The organism is Mariniflexile sp. TRM1-10 (assembly GCF_003425985.1).
Classification (GTDB): domain Bacteria; phylum Bacteroidota; class Bacteroidia; order Flavobacteriales; family Flavobacteriaceae; genus Mariniflexile.
This window is the reverse complement of sequence record NZ_CP022985.1, coordinates 231,962-258,172: the sequence shown is the minus strand read 5'-3', so window position 1 is coordinate 258,172 and position 26,211 is coordinate 231,962. Positions and strand designations below refer to the sequence as shown.

At 35.1% G+C, this 26,211-nt stretch carries 24 protein-coding genes; 17 read left to right on the top strand and 7 right to left on the bottom strand.

The genetic code is table 11. The features are described 5' to 3' along the window. Positions 1–6 precede the first annotated feature (6 nt). From CJ739_RS01245 to CJ739_RS01230, 4 genes are all read left to right on the top strand, one after another. Positions 7–1,311, top strand: a complete 1,305-nt coding sequence (locus CJ739_RS01245; protein WP_117178658.1) for a Glu/Leu/Phe/Val family dehydrogenase — start codon at positions 7–9, stop codon at positions 1,309–1,311. Positions 1,312–1,321: 10 nt separating this feature from the next. Next, positions 1,322–1,735 carry a GreA/GreB family elongation factor gene (locus CJ739_RS01240; protein WP_117172254.1) on the top strand — a complete coding sequence of 138 codons (414 nt, stop codon included), beginning with the start codon at positions 1,322–1,324 and terminating at the stop codon, positions 1,733–1,735. 19 nt (positions 1,736–1,754) lie between these two features. Beyond that, positions 1,755–2,135 carry a hypothetical protein gene (locus CJ739_RS01235; protein WP_162880094.1) on the top strand — a complete coding sequence of 127 codons (381 nt, stop codon included), beginning with the start codon at positions 1,755–1,757 and terminating at the stop codon, positions 2,133–2,135. Positions 2,136–2,810: 675 nt separating this feature from the next. Continuing rightward, positions 2,811–3,200: a hypothetical protein gene (locus tag CJ739_RS01230; RefSeq protein ID WP_117172252.1), complete on the top strand. Its 390-nt coding sequence runs from the start codon at positions 2,811–2,813 to the stop codon at positions 3,198–3,200. A 1,096-nt stretch (positions 3,201–4,296) separates the two neighbouring features. Here the strand turns inward: CJ739_RS01230 and CJ739_RS01225 are convergent. Then, positions 4,297–4,587 (bottom strand): hypothetical protein, encoded by a 291-nt coding sequence (locus CJ739_RS01225; protein ID WP_162880093.1) that lies wholly within the window; start codon positions 4,585–4,587, stop codon positions 4,297–4,299. Between the two features lie 473 nt (positions 4,588–5,060). Here CJ739_RS01225 and CJ739_RS01220 point away from each other — a divergent pair, with 473 nt between their 5' ends. From CJ739_RS01220 to CJ739_RS01210, 3 genes are all read left to right on the top strand, one after another. Beyond that, positions 5,061–6,113, top strand: a complete 1,053-nt coding sequence (locus CJ739_RS01220) for a glycoside hydrolase family 130 protein (protein WP_117172250.1) — start codon at positions 5,061–5,063, stop codon at positions 6,111–6,113. A 536-nt stretch (positions 6,114–6,649) separates the two neighbouring features. Next, on the top strand, positions 6,650–9,100 hold the full coding sequence (locus CJ739_RS01215; protein ID WP_236951582.1) for a TonB-dependent receptor: 2,451 nt from the start codon (positions 6,650–6,652) through the stop codon (positions 9,098–9,100). Between the two features lie 12 nt (positions 9,101–9,112). Beyond that, positions 9,113–10,396 carry a PepSY-associated TM helix domain-containing protein gene (locus CJ739_RS01210; RefSeq protein ID WP_117172249.1) on the top strand — a complete coding sequence of 428 codons (1,284 nt, stop codon included), beginning with the start codon at positions 9,113–9,115 and terminating at the stop codon, positions 10,394–10,396. Between the two features lie 188 nt (positions 10,397–10,584). On the opposite strand, the gene CJ739_RS01205 is transcribed toward CJ739_RS01210, so the two are convergent. The 4 genes from CJ739_RS01205 to CJ739_RS01190 all read right to left on the bottom strand — a co-directional run bounded on the left by CJ739_RS01205 (position 10,585) and on the right by CJ739_RS01190 (position 14,849). After that, entirely contained in the window at positions 10,585–11,352 is a 768-nt protein-coding gene (locus CJ739_RS01205) for an SDR family NAD(P)-dependent oxidoreductase (RefSeq protein WP_117172248.1), read from the bottom strand. 88 nt (positions 11,353–11,440) lie between these two features. Next, entirely contained in the window at positions 11,441–12,370 is a 930-nt protein-coding gene (locus CJ739_RS01200) for a helix-turn-helix domain-containing protein (RefSeq protein WP_117172247.1), read from the bottom strand. Positions 12,371–12,645: 275 nt separating this feature from the next. After that, the gene (locus CJ739_RS01195; RefSeq protein WP_117172246.1) at positions 12,646–14,385 is read right to left on the bottom strand and encodes a thiamine pyrophosphate-dependent enzyme; all 1,740 of its coding nucleotides are present in this window, start codon (positions 14,383–14,385) and stop codon (positions 12,646–12,648) included. 278 nt (positions 14,386–14,663) lie between these two features. Further along, positions 14,664–14,849 carry a CsbD family protein gene (locus tag CJ739_RS01190; RefSeq protein ID WP_117172245.1) on the bottom strand — a complete coding sequence of 62 codons (186 nt, stop codon included), beginning with the start codon at positions 14,847–14,849 and terminating at the stop codon, positions 14,664–14,666. Positions 14,850–15,349: 500 nt separating this feature from the next. Between CJ739_RS01190 and CJ739_RS01185 the strand changes: the two genes are divergently transcribed. Continuing rightward, positions 15,350–15,991, top strand: coding sequence for an NADPH-dependent F420 reductase (locus CJ739_RS01185; protein WP_117172244.1), 642 nt, complete (start codon positions 15,350–15,352; stop codon positions 15,989–15,991). Positions 15,992–16,018: 27 nt separating this feature from the next. Then, a complete protein-coding gene (gene hpf / locus CJ739_RS01180; protein WP_117172243.1) occupies positions 16,019–16,318 on the top strand; it encodes a ribosome hibernation-promoting factor, HPF/YfiA family in 300 nt (99 codons plus the stop codon). Between the two features lie 166 nt (positions 16,319–16,484). Here the strand turns inward: hpf and CJ739_RS01175 are convergent, their stop codons facing one another. Then, the gene (locus CJ739_RS01175) at positions 16,485–17,852 is read right to left on the bottom strand and encodes an NAD-dependent succinate-semialdehyde dehydrogenase (RefSeq protein ID WP_117172242.1); all 1,368 of its coding nucleotides are present in this window, start codon (positions 17,850–17,852) and stop codon (positions 16,485–16,487) included. Between the two features lie 403 nt (positions 17,853–18,255). On the opposite strand from CJ739_RS01175, the gene CJ739_RS01170 reads away from it, so the two are divergent. From CJ739_RS01170 to CJ739_RS20225, 3 genes are all read left to right on the top strand, one after another. Continuing rightward, the gene (locus CJ739_RS01170) at positions 18,256–18,588 is read left to right on the top strand and encodes a YtxH domain-containing protein (protein ID WP_335645417.1); all 333 of its coding nucleotides are present in this window, start codon (positions 18,256–18,258) and stop codon (positions 18,586–18,588) included. A 746-nt stretch (positions 18,589–19,334) separates the two neighbouring features. Further along, positions 19,335–19,787, top strand: a complete 453-nt coding sequence (gene mscL, locus CJ739_RS01165; protein WP_117178654.1) for a large conductance mechanosensitive channel protein MscL — start codon at positions 19,335–19,337, stop codon at positions 19,785–19,787. Positions 19,788–20,285: 498 nt separating this feature from the next. Further along, positions 20,286–20,456, top strand: a complete 171-nt coding sequence (locus CJ739_RS20225; protein ID WP_162880092.1) for a hypothetical protein — start codon at positions 20,286–20,288, stop codon at positions 20,454–20,456. On the opposite strand, the gene CJ739_RS01160 is transcribed toward CJ739_RS20225, so the two are convergent. Then, positions 20,434–21,753, bottom strand: a complete 1,320-nt coding sequence (locus CJ739_RS01160; RefSeq protein ID WP_117172240.1) for an IS4 family transposase — start codon at positions 21,751–21,753, stop codon at positions 20,434–20,436. The genes CJ739_RS20225 and CJ739_RS01160 overlap by 23 nt on opposite strands. Before the next feature lie 320 nt (positions 21,754–22,073). On the opposite strand from CJ739_RS01160, the gene CJ739_RS20220 reads away from it, so the two are divergent. From CJ739_RS20220 to CJ739_RS01135, 5 genes are all read left to right on the top strand, one after another. Beyond that, positions 22,074–22,286, top strand: a complete 213-nt coding sequence (locus CJ739_RS20220) for a hypothetical protein (RefSeq protein ID WP_162880091.1) — start codon at positions 22,074–22,076, stop codon at positions 22,284–22,286. Between the two features lie 78 nt (positions 22,287–22,364). Beyond that, on the top strand, positions 22,365–23,441 hold the full coding sequence (locus CJ739_RS01150) for a CgeB family protein (RefSeq protein WP_117172238.1): 1,077 nt from the start codon (positions 22,365–22,367) through the stop codon (positions 23,439–23,441). Between the two features lie 330 nt (positions 23,442–23,771). Then, positions 23,772–24,152, top strand: coding sequence for a hypothetical protein (locus CJ739_RS20215; protein ID WP_162880090.1), 381 nt, complete (start codon positions 23,772–23,774; stop codon positions 24,150–24,152). Positions 24,153–24,250: 98 nt separating this feature from the next. Further along, a complete protein-coding gene (locus CJ739_RS01140; RefSeq protein ID WP_117172236.1) occupies positions 24,251–24,799 on the top strand; it encodes an RNA polymerase sigma-70 factor in 549 nt (182 codons plus the stop codon). A gap of 244 nt (positions 24,800–25,043) precedes the next feature. Next, positions 25,044–25,388: a hypothetical protein gene (locus CJ739_RS01135; protein WP_162880089.1), complete on the top strand. Its 345-nt coding sequence runs from the start codon at positions 25,044–25,046 to the stop codon at positions 25,386–25,388. Positions 25,389–26,211: the final 823 nt, after the last annotated feature.

Here is a 26,211-nt window from a genome sequence, read left to right as displayed (position 1 = left end):
AATAAAATGGCAATATTAACAGAGGAATTAAATTCTAAAACAAAGAAAGTGTTGCAAAGGGGTATGATAGATAATGTGATGGAGCAATTCAATCGTGCTGCAAATCATATTAATTTACATCCCAATATCCGAAAAATTTTAAGCATCACTAACAATGAAATAGTGATCCATTTTCCAGTAAAAATGGATAATGGTGAAATAGAAATTTTTACGGGTTACCGAGTTCAACATAATAATGCGTTAGGGCCATATAAAGGCGGTTTGCGTTATCATCCAACAGTTGATATTGATGCGGCAAGAGCCCTTGCTATGTGGATGACATGGAAAACATCGCTTGCAGGGTTGCCTTATGGTGGTGGTAAAGGAGGTATTCAACTAGATCCTTCAAAATATTCACAAGGTGAATTGGAGCGCATTACACGCAGGTTCACGTTTGCCTTGGCAGATAATATAGGGCCGGAGCACGATATACCTGCACCTGATGTTAATACCAATAGCCAAACCATGGCGTGGATAGCAGATACTTATATGAGTACAAGACCACCAGCAGAACGTTCGGCGAACCAGCACGTTGTAACAGGTAAACCTGCAGGAAGTGGTGGATTGGAAGGTCGTGATAGAGCAACTGGGTTTGGGGTATTTCTAAGCATCAAATTATGGATACAAAAACAAAATGATACACTAAATGATAAACGCTTTATTGTCCAGGGTTTTGGTAATGTGGGTTATTGGGCAGCTCATTTTTTAGAAAAGGAAGGTGCTAAATTGGTAGCAGTGCAAGATGCTTTTGGAAGTATTGAAAACCAAAATGGTATACATGTAGAAAATCTTTTTGAGTATACTAAAAACAATACAGGAAGTATTGTTAATTATCCCAAAGCTTCAATTCTTGGGAAGGATGATTTTTTTGGAGTTAACTGCGATATTTGTATTCCAGCAGCTTTGGGCAATCAAATAACCAAAGAAAATGCACCTAAAATCAAAGCGCGGTTAATAGCCGAAGGCGCCAATGGCCCTACAAATGTAGAAGGAGAGCAGGTACTTTTGGAGCGCGGTGTTGCAATTATTCCTGATATTTTATGTAATTCAGGAGGGGTAATTGCCAGTTATTTTGAATGGCTACAAAACCGAAATGGTGAACTATGGCATCTGGAAGAAGTTATGGATAAGTTAGAAAAAAAACTTAAAAGTTCTTATGAAACTGTTTCTAAATATGCCCAAAAAGAAGATATAGATATGCGAACAGCGGCCTATTGCATTGCTATCGCACGAATTGAAAAAGCTTATGTACAACGCGGGATTTTCCCATAAATTATTAAAAATGAAATACGGAAGTATCATGTTAGAAAAAAAGGAGTATGTGTACATTAAACGCATTCTTAACATTTCTGGATATGTAGGAGACCATGAAATCCAGAAGTCTTTGGCAAAATTCACAGAAGAATTAAAAACAGCACACATTTTGGATGAAGCAGAAATGCCCAATGATGTGGTGAGATTAAATAGTATAGTAATGGTAATGTCAGATAATAATTGGGAAAAAACCATTCAGATTGTGCAGCCTTCAGAAAAGGACATTAAGAAAAATAAAGTGTCAATCCTTACTCCTATGGGCGCTGCTTTGTTTGGGTATTCATTAAACGATATTATTAAGTGGGATTTCCCTACAGGATTGAAAGAACTAAAAATAATTGAAGTAACGCAACAAAAACAAGAGAAAATGTTGTTTTACTAAATTTTTAAAAAAAATGGCTATGGAAATTCAAAATCATAATTCAGATGCATTACATAAATACAATTTTATAGAGCTGAAATCTTGGGTGAATCAGCTTCAATATATAGATTCTGAAGTAGATAAATTATTGAATTTATATGAACAATCTATTTACATTGATGAGATTCCGAAACGTACTTTAATGCTTTTTTCTAAGAGAAAAGCGACAAATAAACAACTGTTGGATACTGTTTTGACATATTCAACTACTTATAAAAAAGTATTGGAGTGTGATGATTTACAGTGTGATATGGTTTTTTTAGATGAGTATGAAAGGCTTCGAAAAAGTTACCAGTACCATTTGGGTAAATATCAAAAACTTAAAGATTCATTATACGATAAAGCGTTTCAAAAATTATGATTCACAAATGTAAAAGTAACAAATAATAGGATGAAAAGTTTTAGGCAGTATTTCGTTTTGGGATTACTAACCACCTTCTTTATGGTTTTAATGTTAATGGTGTTTTATTGTATATAGAAATACTAAACCTTCATTATAAAAGTAATTGAGTGTGACTTTTATCGTTAGTGTGTTTTAAAGCCGTGGATAGAATTTTGTCTACGGTTTTTTAGTAAGGTATTCTGGTAAGGTATGGTGAGTTGCTTAAAAATACATCAAAGTAGATCAGACTAAATCTAAGTAAGCATATTTATGAACCATTTTTTCTCATGAAGGGAATTTTGTGACACCAACATATTGAGATGATTTTTATTTGGTATCATAAATAATTGTTTTCAAGCTGTTTAAATGTTTTGAAGTTTTTTCGTTTCGAATGACATTCACATTGTTTAATACATAGGATATGCAATGTCAATATTTTGATTAAAAATGAATCCAATAGGTATTTTAGTTGTATAAGTTTTTTTTGAAGGAGGTATTATTTTTAGGGTAAAGTATATAAATGAAATATAACAAGAATATAAAAAACATCCAACCATGATGCAAAGCCTGATATGATACATAGAATTAAAAGATGAATTCTTTGATCAGGCACAAAGAAAATTAAACTTTTGTAAAAAATTAATATATAATTTGTTGAATACAAAAATAACACAAAAATCAGACAGTTACAGAAGGCTTAGTATTCAAAAGGATTTAAACGAATTGAGCCTTTGGATTTTAACATTGGAAGATTTTAATGATGAATTGGATTGTTTCAACGTGTTTGAAAATCAGCTTATTCATAACATTGATATTGCAAATTCAATTAAAGCATTACGCAGAAGAAATGTATTGACTATGGCAACTTTTTGTAAGTACAACCAAGAGTTAATAAATGAATGTAAGTATGGACAAAATGAGTATAATTTAGTCAGAGCAAAAGTACATGAAAATAAAAGAATACAATTCTGGGAGCTAAAGAAGGAATACGATACTTTTAAAAGACATGTTTATAAAGTGTTAATGCGATTTAAGTTTAAATAATCCATAGGATGAAAAAAAATTATTCCCAACAGATTTCTCGTTTAAAAGTCATCAAACTATTAATTATATTGATTGTCCGTAATCAGTCATAATCAAGGGTTGTCAACCTGAACTTGTTTCAGGTTCTCATTGTAAACTTTTGAACATCAGAATTATGAGATTCCGAAAATAAATTCGGAATGACACGAAAAATAAACTTATGACACAAAACGGACATTCAATAATTATATTACCAAACTCTTTAAGAAAGAAACTTATGCTTTTTTTATTTTTTTAATATATATGCCTATTATATAGATGGTTTGAATGCCATAGCAATGTTACATAATAATCTAAATTCATTGGTTAATCATCTAGAAAACTATTTTAATCCCCCCTTTGAAATAGAATACTTAGAAATATCAAGGCCCGTTTTCTGGGAGAGGTCGAACAGCACAGAACCCTCATGGAATTAGTGGACTACCATAGCAAGGACATACAATCCACAATTAATCCGGTATACTCAAAAGCTATTTTACCACTGAAAAATATTTAAAAGGTTCCTGAAGAAAAAATTGAAGGTAAAGTGAAAGCCTGCTAAATACAAGAGCAGGTTTTCTTTTTTTAATCATATCCGTTGGCGGACAGGTCTAAAATCATATGTTATATATTTAAGCCGTTTACAAAAAGAAGAAATTTTCGTTTCAGGTGACCGGACATAGTCTATAGATGCTTTGGGTGACAGGCTTATCAAAAAGATAGATGGATGGGATAAAAACTAATTTCCGCTTGTACCATGACCTATGTAATATTGCCGAACACTTCCGATTTACAGCTTTTAGTTTTATTTGGGCGTGTCACCGCCCGCATTCTGCCCACGTACAGCAGCCTCCGCAAAAATGCAGGCGGGCCGGGTTATCCGCTATATCTTTTGTGGGTCTAAGGGACCCATAAAAGGATGCCGCTTCTACCCCTCACGCTATGTGTTGCCCAGAAATTGGTAGTTTAAATAGTATACTCAGCCCATTCCCCTGCATTCCGCGAGCCTGTCCTGAGCTCAGCCGAAGGGCCCCATTCCGGGAAAAGCGCTTCATTATAAAAGTCTTGGACACAAGCCCTAAGTTTTGAATTTCCATTGCGTCATTCTTGCTGAAAAATGCAAGATACTACATTCCCAATCCCAAACTTTGGGCTTAAGTCTGCTTAATAGGAATTCCATTATTCCATTGCGTCCCACTTCCTGACATTTTAAATTCCCCGGGTTTTTTAATCCACTTCCGAGCCATAACTGTCCATCTTTTTTTGGCAGCAAAACAACAACATTCATTCTTGGACGACGGCATACAGCCAGGTTCCCTTCGTCTACGGTTAGGGTAAACTCGCTCGCTCTTTTATACGTCTTATTCAAGGCTGAATATTGAATCATACAGCGGAGCTATACTACGGACGACGGTAACCAACGCTATGACACCGAAGTGGTAGCCGATGTGGGTAGTATGTGACAAAAAATAAAGAGGGTGTTCCCTTGAAACGTAGCACCCTCTTTTCATTGTTAATCTCTAAATAAAAAATAATGAAAGACAAAGTTTCTGTATTTACCCATTCATCAAGGCTTATCAACCTTGTTTGGTATTCTTGATTTAAAAACCTTGGTAAATCTTTACATTTTCAAATTTAAAATTTCTGTATTTTTATATGTATTAATGGATTATGACCAAAAAGGTGTGTTTAAGTAAAAATGGTAGTTAATCTACAAGGAAGAATTCTACACGCTTCACACCTCTAAACTGCGCCCTAAAAGAGGGGGTAGAACCAACGCTTGGAACGTGGTTTATGTTATTGGAAATTAAAAAAGCAAAACAAATCTAAATCTAAATTTTTATGAAAGATATATCACAAAGAAACAGTCGAAATCCACTTCTGTCACCAAGAGATTTAAGTCCTAGCAATGAAAATATGATGATTGAATGTTTACTCAATCCAGGAGTATTTGAATTTAAAGGACGAATAGGGCTCCTAGTGCGTGTGGCAGAACGTACTGATCAAAAAGAAGGACTTTTATCAGTACCCACATATGACTATTATGGAAATGTGGAAATTTTAAATTTTAATCTGGATGATCCAAAGCTAGATGCCTCAGACGTCAGAGTTATCAATTATAATGGGAAGGACTATTTAACAACCATATCACATCTTAGACTTCTTTTTAGTGACGATGGTGTTGTATTTAAAGAGGACAAGGAGTATGCATCACTTTTTGGAGAAGGCGACTATGAAGCTTATGGGATAGAAGATTGTCGGGTGTCAAAAATAGAAGACACCTATTATCTTACTTATACCATGGTTTCTGGTAATGGTGTAGGTGTTGGATTAAGAACCACGAAGGACTGGAAGACTTTTGAAAAAAAAGGCATGATTTTCAGCCCTCACAATAAAGATTGTGCCATTTTTGAAGAAAAGATAAATGGTAAATATTTCGCTCTACATAGACCAAGTAGTCCTAAATTAGGAGGTAATTATATCTGGCTGGCAGAGTCGCCAGATGGTATCCACTGGGGACACCATAAATGTATTGCAAAAACTAGAATAAATAAGTTTGATAGTAAGCGCTTAGGGGCTGGAGCTGCGCCTATAAAAACAGATAAAGGCTGGCTTGAAATATACCATGGAGCAACTGAAGAAGATCGTTATTGCCTTGGCGCATTACTACTGGATTTGAATGATCCATCTAAAGTTATTGCACGTTCTGAAGAACCCATCATGGAACCAATTGCTACTTATGAACAAACTGGATTTTTTGGAAATGTGGTTTTTACAAACGGACATATAGTTGATGGAGATACCATTAAAATGTATTATGGGGCATCAGATGAACATGTGTGTTTAGCTAGTTTTTCAATTAGCCAAATATTAAAAACACTAGGACAATCATGATAGATTTAGCAAAAGTAGAATGGAAATAGTTTACAAGGAGTGGCAAATATAACACTATTCCGCTAAGTGTTTAAACTAAAATTTTGAGGGTTTGGCTTTTTTTTAAAGCTAAGCCCTTTTTCAAATGTAGTTAAAAACTGTTTAAAACAATGTCCCAAGTTCTAATAGGCAACGATTCTTGTTAGTAACTCATGCAACTCTTTATCCTTCAATAAAGTTTCTACTACTGCATCGTAGAATGTAGTAAGTGGTGTAGGTATTATTGTTTCATTTGTTAAAGTGGTTCAAAATGAGAAGTTATCAAAAGTGAGATTTTCAGGAAAAATCGAACCAATTGCATTTTAATATTCCGTCCAACCCTTATTAAAGCATTCGCTTAGTTTTAGAAGATTGTTGATGCCAACATAGCACTACTACTGGCATTTTCTGAACTTATTAAATATTATTTAGAATATTTCTAAATAATATTTGGTTTTTGAATAATAAAAAATACATTTGCACCTTATTTTAATTAAATCTAAATAAACTTAATAAAAATGAAGTCTTTACACAAATTAAGCATGGGTCTTTGCATGCTATTATCTGTATGTTATGGTTTTGCTCAGGAGCAAAAGGGTAGCATTTCTGGAACTGTTAGTAATGCGAATGGTAATCCATTATCTTATTCTGCAATCTATATTGATGAACTTAAGAAAGGTACTTCGGCAGACGAATTAGGCCGTTATATTTTAGCGGGGATTCCTTCGGGTACTTATACCATTACGGTTTCTGAAATAGGCCATGATTCCCAAAAGGAAAAAGTCAGTTTGCAAGAAGGTCAGGAACTACATCTTAATTTTATTTTAAAAGAGAACATTACAGCATTACAAACGGTCGAAGTTGTTGGTCGTAAAGAAAAGAATTATAAAAATACCAGATCATTTGTAGGGGCAAAAACAGAAATAGCCCTTATGGATCTGCCACAAGCAGTCTCTTATGCCACAAAGGAACTTATTGCAGACCAAGGAGTGATGCGAGTAGGTGAAGTGGTGAAAAACTTCAGCGGAGTAAACCAGAATACCTTTTATGACGATATTATGATAAGAGGGTTCAGGGTCAATGGCCAAAGTAATACCCAATTATTAAACGGCTTGCGTACCTCCACCGGTTTTTGGAAACAGCCCCTAGCCAATTATCTTGAACGTGTAGAAGTCCTTAAAGGTCCGGCATCTGCCTTGTTTGGAAATGCATCTCCTGGTGGAGTGCTTAACAGGGTGACCAAGAAACCCCTGGACGAGGAAAGGAATTCTTTGAGTTTTTCTACAGGAAGTTATAATACGTTGAGGGCTTTGGCCGATTTTACCGGACCACTTAGCCAAGACAAATCACTATTATACCGTTTGAATATTGGTTATGAAGATGCCAACTCTTTTAGGCAATTGCAGTTTGATAAAAATATAGTGATTGCACCATCTGTTTCATTTCTACCAACCGATAAGACTCGGGTGAATTTCGACCTGATATACAACAGCTCCAAAAGCCGATTGGACAGAGGGCAATCTACCTTTAAAGACGACCTGTATTCAACGCCGGTGTCATTGTCACTTAGTTCGGCAAACGATTATCTGAATGAAGAGACCTATATTATTACTTTGGCATTGAACCATCAGTTTACGGATAATTTTTCCTTTTCGACCTCATATATCCGTACAGGTTACAGTGAAGACCTTTTGGAACATAGGGGAGCCAATGCTTATGCTGTAGACGGCAATGGTGAAGATATTGTGGATCTTATTGCCATGCAGGTATTCCAACGTAAACGCAAAAGGTTTATAGATAACCTGTCTACTTTCTTAAATTACAAAGTACAAACGGGAAAAGTGTCCCATAATGTGATTCTTGGATACGATTATGCACAGGAAGAGTTGCCTGCCGGTTCATCGCAGTTACAGGCTAGAGGTTACAGAAATGCAGCCAATAATGGATCCATCAATACATACAATCCTGATAACAGTGCTGCCTATCTACTTGATGGAAACGGAAATCCCGTACCCAATGTTCCCCATTACGATTTAACCAATGGAATTGCATCCCAGCAATTAAAGGATATGAGCAAGTATTTTTATAATGCTCGCGAATTTGGACCAAACTTTTACAATTCTAATGGAGTGTATATACAAGATCATGTTACCTGGGGTAAATTAAAAATGCTTATTGGCCTTAGGTATGATAGCTATACCGATAAACTCAACTATACTACCAATGAGGAAGAAAGTGTAAACCAAAATGCATTATTGCCAAGAATTGGGCTTACCTATTCAATTACAGACTATATTAACCTTTATGGTACGTATGTAGAAGGATACAATCCCCAAAGTGCTACCAATATGGATCCAAACCTTGGGGGACCATTCGATCCGCTTACGAGCAATATGATTGAATTTGGTGGTAAATCCACCTGGTTTAACGGAAAACTGGACGCTACCTTTGCACTGTATAAAATCGTTCAAAAAAATACCTTGTATAATGTAGCCGGAACAGATGAGCTTGAACAAATAGGGGAGGAAGAATCGAAAGGGGTTGAAATTGATGTGAACGGACGCATCTATTCCAACTGGAGCATTACAGCTTCCTATGCATTTAACGAATCGGGTATTACCAAAGATGCCGATGGCAACCCTACGGGAGTACAAAAACCCAATACTCCAAATCATCAAGGTAATTTATGGACCCGCTATAATATTAGAAACGGTATCTTTAAAGATTTTGGGATTGGTGCAGGAACTAATTTTGTAACCGAAAGAGTGCTGCAAATAAACAGTAATCAGACCATTCCAGGTTATTCCCTTGTAAATGCAGCATTATATTACCAAATAAATAAGTTCTCTATCCAATTGAACATAAATAACGTTATTAACAAGACTCATTGGGTTGGCGGGTACGATTATATTAGGTTGTTTCCGGGCACTCCAAGAAATTACCTGTTAACTGTTGGATATTCATTCTAAAAACCATTAGGAATGAAGCTTAATAAAAAGTTTTTTTTCCGTATCCATAGCTGGATAGGTGTTAAGTTAAGCATACTATTTTTTGTAGTATGCTTTTCTGGTACACTGGCCACGCTCAGCCATGAGATGGATTGGGTTTTTATTCCTGAAATTCGGGCAAAAACCCAAGACACATACGCTCCTAAAAACGTCATAGTTGAGAATGTAAAGAAACGGTTTCCAGAGGGAGAAATGGTATTGTGGCTGGCTTCGGAAGCGTCATATTTATGCGATATTATCTATGTAACCAATGCTGGACAGCGGTGGTACGTGTTTGCCAATCCATATACAGGAGAGGTTCAAGGCGCCACCAAATTCACGATCCAGCGCTTTTTTAGGGATCTGCATTATTATCTCTTTACTCCTCAGTACCAGATAGGCTATTTTATTGTGCTTCTTTTTGCCTTTATGTTGTTTGTCTCTATGGGAACGGCTTTGTTTTTTTACAAAGATTGGTACAAAAAGCTCTTTGAACTGAAGCGGGGAAAAGGCCGTGCATTTTTTTTCCGAAGCCTTCACCGCCTTATAGGGGTATGGTCAGTGCCATTTTGTATTTTATTTTCTATTACAGGAATCTGGTATTTTGTTGAAAGAACCAATATTGGAAATGTTGGTAAAATAGCCAATCCATCCATCCTAAAAACAGAAGACTTAGCAGTTGGTACCGAAGCCATTAAAATAAGCTCTTATATTATTGATTATGACAAGGCTGTAGCAATAGCTGAAGAGGCCATTCCAGGATTGGATGTTAAGGATATTTATCCACCAAGGGAAGCTCATGGTACACTATACCTTACGGGAAAAAGCCATGTCCAGTTGGTAAGGAACAGGGCAAATAGAATTTATATACATCCTGAAACCTATGAAGTTGTTGGTATACAGAGGGCCGATGCCCTGAATACAAAAACCTGGTTTAACGATATTATTGATCCGCTACATTTTGGTACTTGGGGCGGACTTGCGACCAAGATCATCTGGTTTTTTGCAGGTCTCTGTATTTCGGGACTCATTTTAACAGGTATCTGGATCAGTCTAAAGCGAAAAGTAAAGAAAAAGAAACAACATCAGTTACAACAAATGGGAAAATGGAAGTACGTTAATTGGTTTTTGATAGGTGGTGCACTATGTTTTATGTATTATAAATTAATAGGTCAGTATCATATATCAATCAAAGCTCTGGTTATTATTACCTTTGGGTGGGCTGTCTTTATAAGTATAGGGTGGTATTTATTTGTATATAGGTTACACAAAAAATAGGATAAATTACAGGTTTTGCTTTGCAATGTCCCTAAGCGAATACAGTATGGTAAGTTCAGACCTTGAGCAACTTTTGGATAGAAAATAAACAGCACTTAAAAATAACTTCTTGAAACCATTTTTTTGAACTCATCTTGACTTTTTCTATTTCCTAAAAAAAAAGTCAAGATGATTTAATTAATAAGATATTAAATATAAACACCTCCTGCAACCTCTATTCTTTGGGCATTTACCCATTTAGCATCATCACTGCACAGAAAGGCAACAACACCACCAATATCATCGGGCAATCCGACTCTACCAAGTGCGGTACTATTTGCAATCATATCATTTAACTCTTTGTTATCTCTTATTGCACCGCCACCAAAATCAGTCTCTATGCCACCTGGTGCTACGGTATTTACCCTAATTTTTCTGCTACCTAATTCGAGGGCTTGGTATCTGCTCAAACTTTCAATGGCAGCTTTCATTATGGCATATGCCGAATAGTTTTCAAAACTAAATCTTGCTAAGCCTGATGAAATATTTACAATACTGCCGCCATCAGCCAATACAGGAAGCATTTTTTGTGTTAGGAAAAAAGCCGCTTTTAGATGGATGTTCACCATATCATCAAATTGTTCTTCAGTAGTGCTGTCAAAAGAAGCATAAACACCTGTACCAGCATTATTTACTAAGGAGTGAATGTGATCTGTACCGAAGTCATTTGCCAATTTTTCTCTTACCTGACTTACAAAAGCGTCATAACCATTGCTCTTTGAGACATCTAATTGCAGCGCAATTGCTTTTTTGCCAGAGGCAATTATTTCCGCTACAACTTTATTAGCTTCTCGTTCATTACTATGGTAAGTGATAATTACATTAAAATCTTTTTTAGCCAATTGTAAGGCCATGTCTTTACCTAGTCCACGGCTACCGCCAGTTACTAGAGCTACTTTGTTTGAATTACTTTTCATATTTTTTACTATTTAATTTGAATACAAAGGTCAGCTTAATAGTAAATAACTTGCTTGTAAAAAGCAATCCAATATTTGCAAATTTCAATCAATTTCTATATTTCAATGGAGAAAGTTTGGTGTGTCTTTTGAAAAAGTTAGAAAAATGAGCTACTTCATCAAACCCAAGTACAAATGCAATTTCCGAAACATTCCATTTGGTTTGCTTCAGCAATATCTTGGCTTCTTCGGCTATTCTACCATTGATGATTTCGATGGTACTTCTACTAGTAGTTTCTTTCAGCACTTTATTAAGATGGTTTACATGGATGCCGAGTGAAGTGGCAAAATCAAGCGGCGATTTGAGTTGTATCACTTGTGCGTCGCTTTCAATAGGAAACTGTCTTTCCAATAATTCTATAAACAATGATGTAATCCTGCTAGCGGCATTAGCTGTATTAGGAACACTTTCCATTGATTTTAATTTTTGCCCCTTATGAATGAGTTCTAAAACATAATTACGGAGTAAATCATATTTAAAGGCATAGTCTGAAGATAATTCGGTATTCATTTTCTTGAATACTTCTTCCATTTCCTGATATTGCTCATCGTTTAGCTGATATACAAAATCACTATTGGGTTGATAAATAGGTAACTCATCAATGATCAATCCTGTTTTGGATTTGGATAAAAATTCTTTAGTAAAAACACAAAAAGAACCAGACTGGTCTTGACTTTGAGGAATGTATCGATAAGGGATTTTAGGTGTGGCAAACAATATGCCTTGTTTATCTATAAGTACGGTTTTATCTGCATATTCTACAAGATTACTTCCTTTTATCAAACTGATTTTGTAATACAATCTTCGATTATAGGACATCTTTGGTTTTTTGCTGTCACAATGGTAGAACTTTGCAGTGTCGAAAACATTAAAGTGTCCCAAATCGTTATTGCTTTTATTATCCAAAAAGTAATCAAGTTGGCAACCACTATCACCGCATACTTCTCTATAAAAATCTTTTATACTTATCTCCTCCATCTTTGTAAAATTCAAATATGTCAAAAATAGACATTTATTAAGGTACTTGTATTTGTTATGGAGATTTTTTAAAAGAATCTTTATTTAATGCATTCTTTAATTTAAAATTATTGTTTCTAGTATTAAAGTAGAATAGCAAAGCTTTGACAACGAACATTCTAATTAGTTGAGTAGAGCATGGCTAAGAGCAATATTAAAATATTAATGACATGTAGTCTATATTCTTTATTCTATATTCTTTTAGTAAAGCGGTCTTGAATCTTTTTAATCGTTTTTTATATTAATTCCCGTAAATATTTTAAATCGCTCTTTGCTGTATCTATTACTTCTGCAAATTTTCCATTTGCCACCGATTTTGCCATGGATTTTGAAAAGCCTTTCACTTGTTCAAAGTTTAGGGAAGGTGGCATTGCCAGAGCATTGGGATCTGTAAAAATGTTGATTATTGCAGGTCCCTCATGTTTGAATCCGTTTGAAAGTGCTAATTCCACATCTTCACATTCCTTAGCTTCCCATGCAGCAATGTTCATAGCGTCTGCCAATTTTACAAAATCAGGATTAACCATATCGGTCTGCCATTCCATATAGCCTTCAACACGCATTTCAAGTTTTACCATTCCTAGGGAACGATTATTAAAAATGATGATTTTTACAGGAATTTGATATTGACTAATGGTCATTAAATCACCCAAAAGCATTGAAATACCACCGTCGCCACAAAGGGCAATCACTTGCCGATCGGGATGTGATAATCCAGCACCTATAGCCATAGGCATGGCATTGGCCATAGAGCCATGATTGAATGATCCTGTTAAGTAGCGATTTTTACCTGCTTTTAGATAGCGTGCAGCCCATACGGCACTCATTCCTGTATCGACTGTGAAGATGGCATCGTCATCTGCTAATTTATTCACCATATAAGCTACGTACTCCGGATGAATATTTTTTTCAGATCCTTTACCTTTTACATATGAATGGTACGTTTCTTCAATATCCTGATGCAAATCACGCATTTTGTCAAGGAAATCAGTGGACGTTTTTACTTTAACCAAAGGCATAAGTTCTTCCAGGGTTGATTTTATATTACCACAGTATCCGTAGTCAACTTTTGCTCTTCGGCCTAATTTTCTAGGTTTAATATCTATTTGAATAATTTTACATTTTTCAGGAAGGAACTCACTATAAGGAAAATCGGTACCCAACATCAAAAGGACATCTGTCTGATGCATGGCTTCAAAACCAGATTTATTGCCTAAAAGCCCATTCAATCCAACAGCATAGGGATTTTCTTCATAATCAAAAAATATTTTTCCGCGAAAACTATAACCCAATGGGGCATTTAGTTTTTGGGCTAGTTGCATCACTTCATCAATGGCATCTCGACAACCATGCCCACAAAATAGCATCACTTTTTCATTGGTGTTAATTATCCCAGCAAGTTCATGCAGATCTTCAGTATTTGGAATGATTCGTGGTTCCGTATAGAAATTTTTATTGGAAGAGTGAACAGCTTCCGTTTCAGCCTCCGCCACATCGCCAGGGAGACCTAAAACAGCTACGCCCTTTTTACTAATAGCATGCTGAATAGCAGTTTGTAATCCGTTTAGAGCTTGTTTTGGAGTATTAGCCATAAAAACATATTTAGAACAATCTTGAAACAGGGATTCTGGTCTTGTTTCTTGAAAGTTGTCCAGCCCCATTTTGTCAGTATTAATGGTTGAAGCAATAGCTATAACAGGATTTTCAGATCTATTGGCATCATATAGACCGTTGACGAGGTGCACATGTCCCGGACCACTACTTCCCATACAACAACCAATGCCATCCAGTTCGGCCTCCATAGAAGCTGCATAGGCTCCGACTTCTTCGTGTCTTACATGTATCCATTGAAGTCTGCCGTCTCTTCGCACAGCATCATTTATTGGATTTAAACTGTCACCTGTTATGGCATAAATTCTTTTAACACCTGCCGCTACAAGTATTTCTACTAAATGGTCAGAAACATTTTTTTGCATAACTTAAACTTGATTTTTTTACTCTAATTGACTACGATACCCATTATAATTTAATCACGTTCTGATTTTTATATTACCTGAATTTTTCCACAAATAATTTTAAAGACAAACAGAACGTGATTAAATTATATGCAGTGATTGTGCTGGCTTGTTTTCCATGGATATCCAGCTAGAGATATTTATAAAAGGAGAAAAATAAGCTGTTCTATCAGGTTATGATGTTTTTTTACATAAAAGCCCTTGATTGTAGTAACAGCCTATTTGATAAGTGAAACTGACTACCAATTATCAATTTCTTCAAGTATTTCTTCTTTTTTCTTTCCAGTTTTCTCCTGTAACTTGCCTAACATTTCGTCGAATTTCCCTTCAGTGTAAGTAAGGTCATTGTCGGTAACGTTTGCGTACTTCTGTTTAAATTTTCCTTTGATTTGTTTCCATTTACCTTCTAATTGATCTTTGTTCATGATTTTATAATTTATAGTTAAACAATAGTTCTAAGCTATTAATAAATGATAAGTCAGAATATCTCAAAGGAATAATTTATTGACTCAATAAAAAACAGTCTGTAACTAAAAACCATTAGCGTTAATAATTTTATTGATTTGGTTAAGTAGTTTTATTTTGTTTGTAAATATTAGTACTAATCAAAGATTAAGACGGAATTCTGGTTAATATGAAGGAAAATGATTATAATCTATATAGAGATTTTATGTTTTATGTGATTGGGGTCATTAGAAAGAGGCTTTGGTGTTCCAAAGATTTTATATAACTGTTGCAGTAGCTGTAGGGTACTGTGGTGGTCGTCCAGATGAGCCACCCGAAAACTTACAGAAACTAGAAACTGCTATGTGAAAGAATACACTATAAACAATTTGCTTTTAAGACGCATGGAGTAGCAATGAAGACACGTGGAGCAACCACAATAAATAATAAACAAAAAATGTATTTTTAAAATAACAATATCATGAAAATAGGAATCATAGGAAGTGGAAACATAGGAGGGAGTTTAGGAAAACATTGGGCCAGAGCTGGTCATTACGTCATATTTAGTTCAAGGCATCCAGAGGAACTTAAAGACTTAGTTGTTGAAGCAGGTGAAAATGCTAAAGCTTTAAGCGTACAACATACATTTGAAGCAAATGCAGATGTATATTTGTTGGCAGTACCATTTAAGGCTATTGATAAAATAGCAGAGCTTTATGCAGACGAATATGCTACCAAAGTGATTATAGATGCCACCAATCCTTACCCTGAACGAGACGGTGAAATAGCATTAAAAGTTAGGAGCGCTAACTACAATGCTTCAGAATATACGGCAATGAAATTTGCAACAGCAAAGACAGCGAAGGCATTTAACACCATACATGCGGAACATTTACGAGATAGAGCATTTCGTGATGTGGATAAATTAACAGTTCCTTATGCGGCACAAGATGAGGAAAGTAAAGCTGTAGTGAGACAACTTATACAAGATATAGGTTTTGACTCTCTTTATATTGGTAATCTTAGTGATACGAGGATAATGGATCCCAACCAGGTAATTTATGGGAAGTCTTTACAGTGTGATGTGTTAAAAGAGTTGGTAGATGCAACAAAATCCTATTAAATAATTAAGCTATATAAAATTTAAAACATGCAAATAATATATGAGTACCATAATCTAATGGCAAGCGAAGATATAGAGAGACTTACAAGAGAAAAGTTAGAAGCCTTAGAGAAGAAATATGAGTTCGTGCACCGCGCCGACGTGTTTTTAAAAACAGAGAACCGCACTGATGATAGTGAAATGATATGTGAAATACGATTAAGCATGCCTGGACCTCGTGTTTTTGCAGCAACGAATGCTGAAACTTTTGAAGCTGCTTTGGCTGAAACCATTAGTGATCTTGAAAATCAATTAGAAAAGCGTAAAGAGAAAATGAAACGTTATTAAAAAATAAAGATTTGAATTCATTGTTATCCGATAAAGCTTTTACAATTCTCTGATTGCACAGTGATTATAAAAACAGACATGTAAACAGACATTTGAATATCACTTTGTCGTACAATTTTCTTTATTCTATTTTCTTTTAACGAAGCAGTCTTGAATCTTCCGGACACTAATGTTTATTAATATAGACGGTTTTTATATTTACAAATTCATGAATACCTTCTATAGAAAGTTCTCTGCCAAAACCAGATGCTTTTGTGCCTCCAAAAGGTAATCTGGGGTCAGACTTTACCATTTCATTAATAAAAAAAGCGCCGTCCGGGATTTTTAAAATTATCCGTCTGGCTTCTTCAATGTTTTCTGTAAATAACATGGTTCCCAATCCGAATTTTGAATTTGTTGTAAGCTTTAGGGCCTCTTCTAAATTGTCAACTTTTAAAATAGGTGCTACAGGTCCAAAAGTTTCTTCTTTAAATACGTCCATGTCTTCAGTTACTTCTGTTAAAATAGTTGGAGTAAAATAAGCTTTATATCTTTTATTGCCCATAATAAGTTTGGCCCCTTTTGTAATGGCGTCATTCACTTGTTTTTCTAGTTTCAAAGCAAGATCTTCACGAGCCAAAGTTGCAATTTCAGTATCTTTTTCTAATGGATTTCCAAGTTTTAGATCCTTGACTTTTTTTGTGAATTTTTCAAGGAATTCATCATAGATACCTTTAGTGACTATAAAGCGTTTGGCAGCGATACAACTTTGACCTGCATTTTGCATCCTGGCTTTAACTATAATATCTAAATAGGCATCCAAATTGGCATCGTCTAGTATAATACAAGCATTGTTTCCTCCAAGTTCAAGTACAGATTTTTTAAGATTTTCTCCAGCTATTTTTGCAATATGTCTACCGGCTTTTTCACTACCGGTTAATGACACTGCTTTTATAATATCATCTTTTATAAGATTTTCTATAACCTCATGATTAGTTAATAGGACCTGAAAGCATCCTTTTAGGTAGCCAGCATCTTCAAAAATTTCCTGAATAGCTAATGCACAGCCACTAACATTGGAAGCATGCTTTAACAGTGCTGTATTGCCAGCTGTTAAGGTGGGAACTGCGAATCTAAAAACTTGCCAAAAAGGGTAATTCCAAGGCATAATAGCTAAAATAACACCTAAAGGCTCGTAACTAATAAAGCTTTCATGGGCATCAGTCTCTATCATTTTATCAGCTAAAAACGTTTCAGCATTCATTACGTAAAAATCACATAAAAATATACATTTGTTTATTTCAGCGATACTTTCATTTATGGGCTTTCCCATCTCAAGCGTGATAAGCCCACTTAAATAATCAATACGCTCTTCTAATAAGTTACTGACTTTTGATAACAATACTGCTCGTTCATTAATTTCCTTTCCTTTCCATTCAGTAAATGCTTCATCTGCTAATTCAAGTTTAGATTTAATCTTTGATGGTGTATCCAAATTATAAACTTCAATGAGTTTTTCATTGTATGGGTTAACAGATGTTATGTTTTTAGACATTTATCTAGATTTTAGTTATGAACTCATCTCGACTTTTTTTAATTGGCTGCAAAATGATCTTTTTACCCCATATTTTACCTTTTTTTTTACTCCGTAGCGCTGCTATGAAGTGCTAAAAAGCTAAAATCTGGAAGAGGACGGAGCGTATAAAATAACCCAGTGGGTTATTTTAGCGAACGAGCCAGCTTGCGCAGAGGGTATTTTCGCTTCAATCAAAAAAGTCAAGATGAGTTCTATACAAATTAATAGTATTTATAGCTTATCAATTAACTAAATAGCTATAAATATTAACGTAATCAAAAATTTAATTTTTGAGACAATAATAAAAGCAAAAGAGCTAATGGAACCTTAAATCCAATCGTATATTTATAAAATAACGTTTAAATAAAACAAATAAATAATTATGAGTAAAAGTAATATATTGATTGGAATACTGGCAGGAACAGCGATAGGTGCAACACTAGGTGTTCTATTTGCCCCAGATAAAGGCATTAACACCAGACAAAAAATTGCTGATGAAGCCATGGCTGCAAAAGACAAAATAGCTGATACTGCAATGGGTGTAAAAAAAAGAGTTGTTAATACGGTTAGCGCAAAAAAACAAACTTTAGATGAAGAAGTGGAAACTTTAATATCAAACACAAGTTATAAAGTTGAAGATATCATTGAAACACTGGAAAAGAAACTAAAAGATTTGAAAGAGAAGAATAAAAAACTGCAAAAACCACCATTATAAATGAGTTTACTCATATCCTTGGATAATTCTTCGGCAGAGACTGTTTAATATTTGCGAGAAGTATTTAGAAACTTCTCATACATACTTGAAACTTAAGTTACGACTGAATGACATTACTCTGTTTTTTTATAATTTTTTCATGACTAAACTTCTGTTCAAAAAAGCCTTTTATAGTACAAAAAAAAGAAATAGGATTATATTCTGAAGTTCCAGAAGTTAAAACTATATTTTCAAAAAAGATACTATTAAAATCTGCCAAACTCCCCAGTCAAAAAAGGATATTTTATAGATCCTTCTACTAGATTATTGTCCATTTCTAAAATATATTAGCCCCATTTTTGGTTTATGCTACTTCCAATAGGGTATTTGCTTGGCACTTTCAAAACTATTAAAAACTGTCACGTCGATTTCTTAAATGAGTTATTATTACTGCATTTTAAAAGGTTTTAAAGTTATTTGGAAAGTTCCTCCTTTTCTTTGTATTGTATTTACTTCTACGCATGGTTATACTTTTATCGTGAAAAGAAATTTTGGACGAAGTGGGACATTCACCAGCTCTGTATAACAAGAAACAAACTACACATTTTTAATCCAATACATATTAAAAAGAACGCATTTAATTTAATGCTATAGATGTCCACATAATAATTTATAAATTAGTATGAAATGGATATACTTACCACTACAAGTTTGGCTGGGAAATTATAAAAATTAGCAAATCATATTTAATGTTAAAAGCAAAAGACATGAAATTTTTGAAAGATTTTAAGGAATTTGCCATTAAAGGCAGTATGATGGATATGGCTATCGGTATCATTATTGGAGCCTCTTTCAATAAAGTAATTGATGTATTAGTCAAAAAAATACTTCTTCCTCCCTTGTCCTTATTGACCGAGGGAGTAAATTTTCAAGATAAACTTATAATCTTAAGGGCTGCCGAAACAGATGTTGACGGCAACATCATTAGTGATCAAGTGGCTATTGGCTATGGTGAATTTATTGGAACTTCCTTAGACTTTTTAATTATTGGTCTCACAGTTTTTATAGCGGTAAAATTTCTAAACAACCTGAAAAAAAAGGCTGAGGACCCAAATGATAATACAGTAACGACTCCAAAAGACATTGAGTTACTTTCGAATCTTACCCAGTTGATGGAGGAACAAAACCAATTATTAAGGCAAAAACAGAAAGATTCATAGATACTTAATTTTTGTATAAACTTCCTTGTTTTTCAACTTATAAATAAGGGGTGCTCATCTACTTCTTAAGCCAATTTCATTAAAATAAATGTTAAGAGACTGTCCAAGTTTTATCCTTAGGTTCTTGTATGCGTCTTTTTCTGCCATACTTCAGTTGTTTTTCGGTCTGTAGCTACGTACCTCTCCCTTGCGACAGCCTGGCTCCTTCGCTAAAAAGGTCTCCCAGACCTTTTTTATACGCTCGACCCTGTCTGAAGAAAAAATACACTACAAATCTTCCATAAATAAAATTTAGACAGCCTCTAATACTTGCATTAAAATTTATAGAAGTTAATGAAATTATGCATAGTAGCAACTATTATATAAGTCAAAAAAATTACTCAATAAACGGTTGAATCATGTAAACTTATTGTGATAACAATAAATTTTATTGAGCACAATTTCCCCTGCATTATTATTTAAGTTTACCGAAAATCATTCATTTATTCTTGAAAAAAAATGACTAAATCCTCAGGAGAAATTATAAGAACATCATTAATGACAGGAGGTGCTGGAGGCATTGGAATGGCCATTAAAAATAAGTTTAATCTAAATAATTCCCCGAAGGCTCTGCTTCGGGGTGTCCAATTCACCTCTCCTTTGGAGGCTACTGTGTACCCACATCTTTAGCCATCATCCAGCCTATAAATATTTGGTTAAATTTATCTAATCCATTTTTTAGAGTAATTGGTCCCGGTGGTCTTTGCGATTTATATCCTGACCACCCACCAACTCTTGCCACTATCCAAGTCGCCCATTTTAAACTGTTGGGTCGATATGGGTTTTTAAGCTTCTCTGTTTTTCCTTCATTTCGTATGTTCAGAAGTGTTAGGCATTCTATTTCATGTGTTGTAAAAGCCAATCCCGCATCTTCTTCTTCACTTGCACTATTGTAGGCCAAGAGCATTTGCATGACTCGCAAGACATTCTGTAGGAGTAATAAAGTTAATTTTCTTAATGCCCAACCTGTACCTAACTCGCTATTTTCTATCTGATACCCTTTGTTTTTTAACAGCCTAAATACCTGTTCTATAAACCACCTCATTTGATACCATTCTACTATCTGAACGGCTTCTTCAAAAGTTGTAACTTCATGAGTAGTCAATAATCGCCAACAAATACCGTCTTGTTTATTAGGCTCTCGGGCTTCAACAATCCATACTTTTACACTTTGTGGCCTGTCATCTTTTTTATTAGATGGTTTTTGTATTGATACTTCCGAATATTTAACCTCTAGAAGGGCTTCTCTTGGTTGCCTCTGTTTCCTTTTATCGCCTGATACTTGTATTTTGTAGCTACCACAAAGGGCTGCATTTTTTAGTATTCCATGTAATTTACTTCCTTCAGAAGTCTTTCGGTTGATTCTGTTACGTGCTAAGACATGTGTGCTTTGTTTTTTGGCATCCGTAAAAAGCTCGTATAAATCACTCTCTCGATCTCCAACAACTGTAATACTTGCAGCGTCTTGCAGGACTTTTGTGCTATCGTTACAACATTTTATCCATTTATAGGATTCTTTTTCTTCAACAGCTAATTTTCTATAACCTCTAATCTCTTTCGTGTCTTTATCTATTTCTCGGCTCCAAAGATTAATACTACTGTACCCAATAGCTTGATAAGCTTCGATGTCAACCACTAATCCTAAGTGAGCAAAAAAGCCAATGTCTGTATTATTTCCAACTAAACCGATTCCTGTTCCTGATTCTATTCTTCCACGATGACGCTGCAAGTTTATCTCTGTCGTGTCATTTAAAACCAAAACATTCTTGCCTTTGGATAATATTTCTGTCCTCTCACAACAAGCAGATATCAATTCTTGCTCGGTTACATTTTCATTGTTCAAAAAACGATAAGTTGCCTTTTGTGCGGCTTTATTTTTGCTGGCCTGCCTAATACTGCTGTCCTGACTCGAAAATAAACTTTTCATTATAATAGCCCCCTTTTTGCAAGCCTCTTATCCTGAAACTTGCCCGAGAAATCTAATTCCATTCCTTGATATAATAAAGCACCCATAGTCTTTTTTTCAAATTTAATCATTTTATACTTGTGGGTACACCGTAGCCTTTGGAGGAGAGGTCAGAACTGCCTTTTCGGGCAGTTCTGGGTGAGGTAAAATACAAAATTTCGGTTTTTGACCCAGAGGTCAAAATGAAACAGGCGAAATACCTCTATGGCTTTGCCTCGAGGATAGTCTGTTTCAAGAAATTTTTTATTTCAAATCATATAAAAGTGGCATTAACTGACATAATGATTCCCACAGATATAACGTTTCCCTTTCTTGAATGCGATATTCGAGATGCCAAGCAAGTAGAAAATTTATACCAATGGGTAAATGATATCATAGATGTATCGGATATTTCCTCATGTATTATAACGGACTATTGGCGTGGTATTGAATTATTTTTTGAGACCGATAAGGAAATCGCTTATTTAAAAAGTATTAAACCACCACACCTATAGGCATCGTGCCAAATTACTTAATAAAATTCTTTTAGAAACTTTAGATAAAGAGCATTTTCAATTTAAAACAGAAAAAATATGAAACTAACAGTTATAGGATTATCCATCACTTCATCATGGGGCAATGGTCATGCCACCACGTTTCGGTCCTTATTAAAGGCCTATAAAAAATTAGGACATGACATTACTTTTTTAGAAAGAGATGTAGAATATTATGAAAAGAATAGAGATCTTTCTAATGCTGATTTTTGTGAAATAAAGTTATATAACTCAAATGAAGAACTAAAAACACTTCACGCCAAAGAAATTACCAATGCAGACGTAGTCATGTTAGGTTCTTATGTCATGGAAGGTATTGAGGTGGCCGAAATCATTTTTTCTTTAGCAAAGGGAGTGACTGTATTTTATGATATTGACACCCCCGTAACTTTAAGAAAACTGACTATGGGAAATTGCCCCTATTTAAGTCCTTCACAGATTGCGCGCTTTGATCTGTATCTCTCATTTTCCGGAGGGCCTATTTTGGATTTTATTATGGATAAATACCACGCTCCTTGCGCCCGCGCATTATATTGCTCGGTAGATGTGGAACTTTATTATCCCATAGATTGTTCAGAGCAATGGCAATTGGGATATTTGGGAACGCACAGCGTCGATAGACAACCTACAGTAGAAGAATTGCTTAACTATCCTGCTAAGTGGCTCCCAGAGAAACAATTTGTAGTTGCCGGACCTCAATATCCACATGGATATCCTTGGGCTAGTAACGTGCAACGAATAGCATATTTACCACCTTCACAGCATCGTTCTTTTTACAATTCCCAACGATACACTTTAAATGTGACACGAAGAGATATGATAGATGCTGGTTATTCACCAAGTGTGAGGCTCTTTGAGGCTGCCGCATGCGGGGTACCTATTATTTCAGATTTTTGGAATGGTATAGATACATTCTTTGAGATTCAAGATGAAATATTGATTGCTCAAAGTTGTAAAAATGTGTTAGACCTTTGGGATGAAATATCTGAAGGCGAACGTTTGGCTATTGGAAAACGAGCACGAAACAAGGTGCTTAAATATCATAGCTCAACTGTTCGAGCCAAGGAATTGGAGTATTATGTCATGGAGGTGCTTTCAGCCTCAGTAAAGTTATGAATTTAGACATAAAAGAACAGATAGAAAAACTTTTACCTTGGTTCCGCAACATTCATTTTCCCAATGGGCAGCAAACGGTATTCCCATCATTTTTTGGGTGATTTTCCGTCGTTTAAGTGGAAAAAAATAAAAAAGGCTATTCCCGATCAATTGGATGGCTGGAACGTTTTGGATATAGGCTGTAATGCCGGTTTTATTCTATTGAACTTGCAAAACGAGGTGCTTAAGTAACAGCAATAGATTTGGATGAACACTATCTAAAACAGGCAACATGGGTGGTAGAACAGTTTGGACTGCCATCCAAAATAACATTTAAGATGATGCAAGTATATGATAACCTTAAACCTGTCCCTCATAGAAAAGAATAAGATCCCTATAGAACCCCACTCTTTTATACTGTCGCAGCACGATACTATAACCTCATTGAAATTATTGCTGAATAAATCAAGTCTCAGCAATACCGTTAAAGAGCATTGTAGCACCGCTTTCAAGGTTATGGGCATTATATATACCGATCTGGTCTATAGCACAGGAACACGGCTTTTGTCAAGAAAGGAATTTGACACGTTCTTTAAATCGTTTCCTGCCGCATATTTTAACAATAGGAAATTGATATCTATAGATACATTAACCAAGAATATTAGAGAATGCATCGAAACAAATGAAGTGGTAGCTATTGGCAGGAAAGGAACAGAGCCTAAAAAAGGATGAAAAGTATATAGGTAGTATAGGCTTATCAAGGCCACTTACAAAATTTTTTGAATTTTGATAAATTCTATGCTATATAAAGTCACGAGGAGGGAAAAACCATGAAGGAAGGTAGAGGAGAACTAACATTTAAAGATTACAGCACGCTTTTTAAGAGCCTGTACCCACAACTATGTGTATTCGCACACAAATACCTTGATAATTTAGAGCTCTCAAAAGACATTGTTCAGGAGGTTTTTATTAAAGTATGGGAGGAAAAGACTACTTTTCAAGATGAGAACCATACCACCGATTATTTTTATAAAGCCGTAAGGAATAAATGTCTCAATCACCTAAAGAGCAAACAACATCTGCTTACAGAGCGCTATGGACAGGAAAACATGGAAATCTATGGTACGGAAGAATTCCTTATGTCCGAGGCCATAGTCGTGGAAACCACCGTTATCATAGAAAACGCCATTAAGACACTACCGGCCAAAGCAGCCCAGGTCATTAGGCTCAGCATCAAAGACTACACCAATGATGAAATTGCCAAGGCATTGTCCATCTCTATCAATACGGTCAAGGACCATAAAAAAGTGGCATACCGCAAATTAAGAAAGCTTCTGGATTTTTTAAGGCAAGTTCTAGGCTTATTGGCTATGGGGTAACCTTTGGAATCCATTAGTTGCTAATAATTTTATTGAAATCAAATTCGTAATGTATTATTTTTTGGAGTAGTTTTTTTATAGATAGAGAACGTCCGTCTTAAGAACTAATACTAATTTGGGTATTAATTTTAAAACTAAATATATGAAAAATACACTAAAAGTTTTATCAAGCTTACTCGTTTTACTCTTAATAGCATGCGGCAATTCACAAAAAAAGACAGGGACTGATAGTACAGATACCTATATGACAGACCCTGCAATAAATGATAAGGATAGTAACAACGACCATATGTCGAATGATGGGACCATGAACAATACCCAAGATCCTGATCTCACCCAAGAAGAGTATGACACACAAAGAAATGAGCACATGTATTCGTCTTTAAATATGACAGATGAACAAATACAACGCTATGAAACTGCGATGCGTACATCAATGGATACATGGGAGAGAAATAATCCTCAAAAAACAATAACCATAAAAGACAGAATGAAAATTCAGAGAGATAACTTGGTACCCATTCTGGATGAGTCACAATTTAGAAATTATGAGCAATGGGCAAACGACAATCCTTATAGAGAAGATTAATTTAGCAATTTTAGTGTTTATGTTGTAAGAATTAATTTTAACTTTTTTGATTGAAGCGAAAATGTAAGATGGCACTAAAGGATGGTATTGAAAAATAAATTGCCCTTTTTTTGCACAAATCCAAAAGACTGTCTAAATTTTGTTTTTGGAATATTTTATGGTGTATTTTTTCGTCAGACAGGGCCGAGCGTATAAGAGGCTGTCTAAAAAGTCTAGTTCTGTGTCAGGTTGAGCTTGTCGAAATATTTTAACTAACTGGTAATCAATATCAATTTCGAGAAGCTCAACCTGACAAACTAAATTTAAAGGGCTTTTTAGACAACCTCTAGCGAAGGGGCCAGGCTGCCGCAAGGGAGAGTTCATAGCATAGCTACAGACCGAAAATAGCTGAAGTATGACGGGAAAGATGCATAAAAGACCAAAAGGTTAAACTTAGGCAGTCCCTAAAAGCTCTTAAAATACAATCTCATTTTTAAGAGCTTTGTCGTTTTTATAAAAGCAAGGCCTCTTTCAGGGCAAACGCACCAGTTTTAGAAATAAAAATCAGCCACGAATTTGCTTCGCCTGTTTGCTGTCGCTCGGGTCACGAAATAACACAAATTTGAATGTTATAATATTCCACGAATCTGCCAAAGGCAGATAAAATTTGTGTGATTTTTTAGAATCATTAAAATTTGTGCAAATTAGTGTAATTCGTGGCAAAAAGAAAACTCATAGATATGCTCTGAGATCTCTTTCCGCTTATTTCGTAAATAAGATATAAATTCGTACATTGTGTGATTGATGGCACCAATACATAAATGGTGGAGCTACTAAGATTGGC

Excerpts from the sequence above, each read along its gene's own strand:
- CJ739_RS01190 (WP_117172245.1), bottom strand. The coding sequence starts at position 14,849 with ATGAACAAAGATCAATTAGAAGGTAAATGGAAACAAATCAAAGGAAAA.
- CJ739_RS01140 (WP_117172236.1), top strand. The coding sequence starts at position 24,251 with ATGAAGGAAGGTAGAGGAGAACTAACATTTAAAGATTACAGCACGCTT.
- CJ739_RS01235 (WP_162880094.1), top strand. The coding sequence starts at position 1,755 with ATGGAAATTCAAAATCATAATTCAGATGCATTACATAAATACAATTTT.
- CJ739_RS01240 (WP_117172254.1), top strand. The coding sequence starts at position 1,322 with ATGAAATACGGAAGTATCATGTTAGAAAAAAAGGAGTATGTGTACATT.
- CJ739_RS01135 (WP_162880089.1), top strand. The coding sequence starts at position 25,044 with ATGACAGACCCTGCAATAAATGATAAGGATAGTAACAACGACCATATG.
- CJ739_RS01220 (WP_117172250.1), top strand. The coding sequence starts at position 5,061 with ATGAAAGATATATCACAAAGAAACAGTCGAAATCCACTTCTGTCACCA.
- CJ739_RS01245 (WP_117178658.1), top strand. The coding sequence starts at position 7 with ATGGCAATATTAACAGAGGAATTAAATTCTAAAACAAAGAAAGTGTTG.
- CJ739_RS01205 (WP_117172248.1), bottom strand. The coding sequence starts at position 11,352 with ATGAAAAGTAATTCAAACAAAGTAGCTCTAGTAACTGGCGGTAGCCGT.
- CJ739_RS01215 (WP_236951582.1), top strand. The coding sequence starts at position 6,650 with ATGAAGTCTTTACACAAATTAAGCATGGGTCTTTGCATGCTATTATCT.
- CJ739_RS01175 (WP_117172242.1), bottom strand. The coding sequence starts at position 17,852 with ATGTCTAAAAACATAACATCTGTTAACCCATACAATGAAAAACTCATT.
- CJ739_RS20220 (WP_162880091.1), top strand. The coding sequence starts at position 22,074 with ATGATTCCCACAGATATAACGTTTCCCTTTCTTGAATGCGATATTCGA.
- CJ739_RS01170 (WP_335645417.1), top strand. The coding sequence starts at position 18,256 with ATGAGTAAAAGTAATATATTGATTGGAATACTGGCAGGAACAGCGATA.
- CJ739_RS01160 (WP_117172240.1), bottom strand. The coding sequence starts at position 21,753 with ATGAAAAGTTTATTTTCGAGTCAGGACAGCAGTATTAGGCAGGCCAGC.
- CJ739_RS01200 (WP_117172247.1), bottom strand. The coding sequence starts at position 12,370 with ATGGAGGAGATAAGTATAAAAGATTTTTATAGAGAAGTATGCGGTGAT.
- CJ739_RS01150 (WP_117172238.1), top strand. The coding sequence starts at position 22,365 with ATGAAACTAACAGTTATAGGATTATCCATCACTTCATCATGGGGCAAT.
- CJ739_RS01195 (WP_117172246.1), bottom strand. The coding sequence starts at position 14,385 with ATGCAAAAAAATGTTTCTGACCATTTAGTAGAAATACTTGTAGCGGCA.
- hpf (WP_117172243.1), top strand. The coding sequence starts at position 16,019 with ATGCAAATAATATATGAGTACCATAATCTAATGGCAAGCGAAGATATA.
- mscL (WP_117178654.1), top strand. The coding sequence starts at position 19,335 with ATGAAATTTTTGAAAGATTTTAAGGAATTTGCCATTAAAGGCAGTATG.
- CJ739_RS20215 (WP_162880090.1), top strand. The coding sequence starts at position 23,772 with ATGATAACCTTAAACCTGTCCCTCATAGAAAAGAATAAGATCCCTATA.
- CJ739_RS01210 (WP_117172249.1), top strand. The coding sequence starts at position 9,113 with ATGAAGCTTAATAAAAAGTTTTTTTTCCGTATCCATAGCTGGATAGGT.
- CJ739_RS01185 (WP_117172244.1), top strand. The coding sequence starts at position 15,350 with ATGAAAATAGGAATCATAGGAAGTGGAAACATAGGAGGGAGTTTAGGA.
- CJ739_RS20225 (WP_162880092.1), top strand. The coding sequence starts at position 20,286 with ATGACTAAATCCTCAGGAGAAATTATAAGAACATCATTAATGACAGGA.